Raw genomic sequence first — 2,572 nt, forward strand, 5'->3', positions numbered from 1 at the left:
GACGGTAAATTTTACTTCCGCTGAAATCTGCGTCTAAATTTAAAATTCTAATTTACGCCGAAGCGAGAAACGAATTTTATCGCTGCCGCCGTTCGCGTTTAAATTTTAAAATTTAGCTCGCACAAATCTTACTCCGCGCGGAATTTCAACTTACGCAAATTTAACCTGCACGAAATTTATCCGCGCAGAATTTTGGTCGCGCCGCTACGCTAAATTTTACCGTAGCCTCCTAGCGTTAAATTTTACTGCCAAGCGACAAATTCGCCGCTGTCGCCCGACGATAAAATTTACCGCCGCGAGAGCCTTGCCGCCAAATTTATCGCCAAGAGCCGCCGCCCTAAAATTTCTCAAATTTTTAAAATTTGCCGTGCCGCTACTTCGCATCCTCGATGTAGTGCCCTACAAATTTTGAGAGATTATTGAGTATCTCGCCGCCCTTGCGGAAGCCCAGCGCGCAGCCTTCATAGGCGAAAAATACCCCCGCTTGGTAGTTCTGGGCGCGCTCGTCTTTGTTGAGCTCATAAAATTCCTGATATAAAAATTTCTGATTTCCGTATTCGCCGCCGTTTTCCTCTATCTTTCTGCCGTCTGCGTCGAAAATCGCCACGTTCGCCCCCTCGCGCGCCAAAAACGGCTTTTTGATCATCTTTTTGCCGATGATCGGCGAAAAGGAGCTTTGCAGCAGCAGCGGGTGGTTTGGATACAGATCCCACAGGATTTTCATAATCCCTTTGCTTTGAAAAAGCAGCGTGTATGCGGGGTTTAGAATGATTGCCTTTTGATTTTGCACGATGTTTTTTAAGATGAGCGCGAGCTCGCCCTCCTCGATCGCGATCGCCTCCCAAGGGATCAGCTTGAACCAATACTCGTAGTTTTCGCCCTCAAAAAACACGCCCTCTTCGTCGTTAAATTCCACCTCGTCCACGTAGGCAAAGCGCGTCTTAAAGCCCGCATCCTCCGCGGTCTGCTGCAAAAGCTTCGTCGTCTTTTCGTCCTCGACGTTGCCCGCGACGCTGCTAAATAAAATTTTCCACCCCTCGTAAAATTTAGAAAAGTCCTCCAGCTCGCCGTCAAGCACCACGAGCCGCTTGAAATTATCGCGCAGCGCGTCGTAGAGGTCGTTGAACTGGCTCGCCTCATCCATGCCGTTTTCTTTGAGCATCGCCCACTGGATGATTGCCGTCTCAAACACCACCGTGGGTGTGTCGGCGTTAAATTCTATCAGCTTGATCGGCTTGCCGTCCAGCCCGCCTGCGAAATCGAAGCGCCCGTATAGGTGCCAGTGCACCTCGTTTTCCCAGCTTTGTTTGATTAGATCTACGAGGTTGAAGGGGATGCCGAGCTCGTGGAAGAGGTTGTTGTCGATGACGTACTGCGCGGCCGCGACAAACATCTCGTATAGCTCGTTCGCCGCTTCGTAATACGCATCCGCCTCCGCGGCGCTCACGCGCACGATCTCGTCGCTGACGTAAGGGGTCTCGTCTGCGTCCGTGTGCCAGTAAAAGCCGAGCTTTTCGAGATACTCGTTGCTTAACGGCGTTATCTTTTTTAGTTGCATAGATTTTCCTTTTTATGTAAATTTTAAAATTCCGCCCGCAGCGTAAAACAAACATAGCGCTAGTCGCTGCCAGCGTATCTTGCGAGCGCGGCGAAGCAGAATAAAACGCGAGCTATGGGCTCGCACCTCTAAGCGCACCGGTTAATCAGAGCTCGGCAGGCGAGCGGTGCATTGCCCCGCCGCAGAGCGGCACCTTTTTTGCAAGAAATACACCCTTGCAAGTAGCTCCTCCTTGGCTTCCTCAAAAACTGCGGTACAACTTAATCGCGCGATGCTACGACTTGGATTTCGCTCGGGTAAATTTACTCGCTTTAGCACCGCTCGGCGATATAAAATTTGCCGCAAGAAGCGCTGCGATACGAAATTCCGATTGCAGATGCGGTGATTAAAACCCCCGTCGCAGCACGGCCTCGCTCGCCTTAACGTCGCGTCGCAATATAAAATTTTATCGCACGACGCTGCCTTTCATATCAAAATTTCGCCCCGCGGCAACGCCTCAGTAAAAAATGCGATCCGATGCGCTCGGCAACGGGCGCGAATTCCGCCTCGTCATAACATCGCCGCGGCATGATTACAAACCGCTATGCGCGTAGCGGCGCGGAATTTTATCTTGACAACCTCGCCGCGTAAGGATTGCGAACCGCTACGTACGCCGTAAAATTTCTCTAGAGGCAACGCAGCCGTAGGACATTGCCCCCGAGCGATACGTAATTTGCCGTATCGAATTTCACCGAAAACGTGCCATACGGAGCGCGCTTTCGTTTTAACTAAAATTCCGCCACAACAGAATTTTGCTCACTTTCAAGCGCCGCGCGTTAAAATTTAAACTCGCCGCGTCAAGCGCTGTATGTTTCAAAGCGTGCTTAACCGCCGAAAAATCCGCCGCTCTTACCGCTTTTGCTTCCGCCGAAAAATCCGCTCTTACCGCTTCGTGCTTTGGCGTTTTGCTGCTTTGCTTGATTGAAGCTGTCGACGCTTCTAGAGTAGGCGCTCGGGCTTTTGTAGGCGGTTTGG

The 2,572-nt window shown here is 50.9% G+C and carries 1 protein-coding gene; it reads right to left on the reverse strand.

The window, feature by feature from the left end; translation table 11 throughout:
• Positions 1 to 373: 373 nt before the first annotated feature.
• Positions 374 to 1,558 (reverse strand): glutathionylspermidine synthase family protein, encoded by a 1,185-nt coding sequence (locus tag Q0340_RS02595; protein ID WP_298082044.1) that lies wholly within the window; start codon positions 1,556 to 1,558, stop codon positions 374 to 376.
• Between the last annotated feature and the right edge of the window lie 1,014 nt (positions 1,559 to 2,572).

Origin of the sequence: uncultured Campylobacter sp. (assembly GCF_938045595.1) — a bacterium.
In the GTDB taxonomy this organism is placed as follows: Bacteria; Campylobacterota; Campylobacteria; order Campylobacterales; family Campylobacteraceae; genus Campylobacter_B.

What these genes read in the sequence shown, in the direction of transcription:
- Q0340_RS02595 (WP_298082044.1), bottom strand. Translation starts at nt 1,558, where the DNA reads ATGCAACTAAAAAAGATAACGCCGTTAAGCAACGAGTATCTCGAAAAG.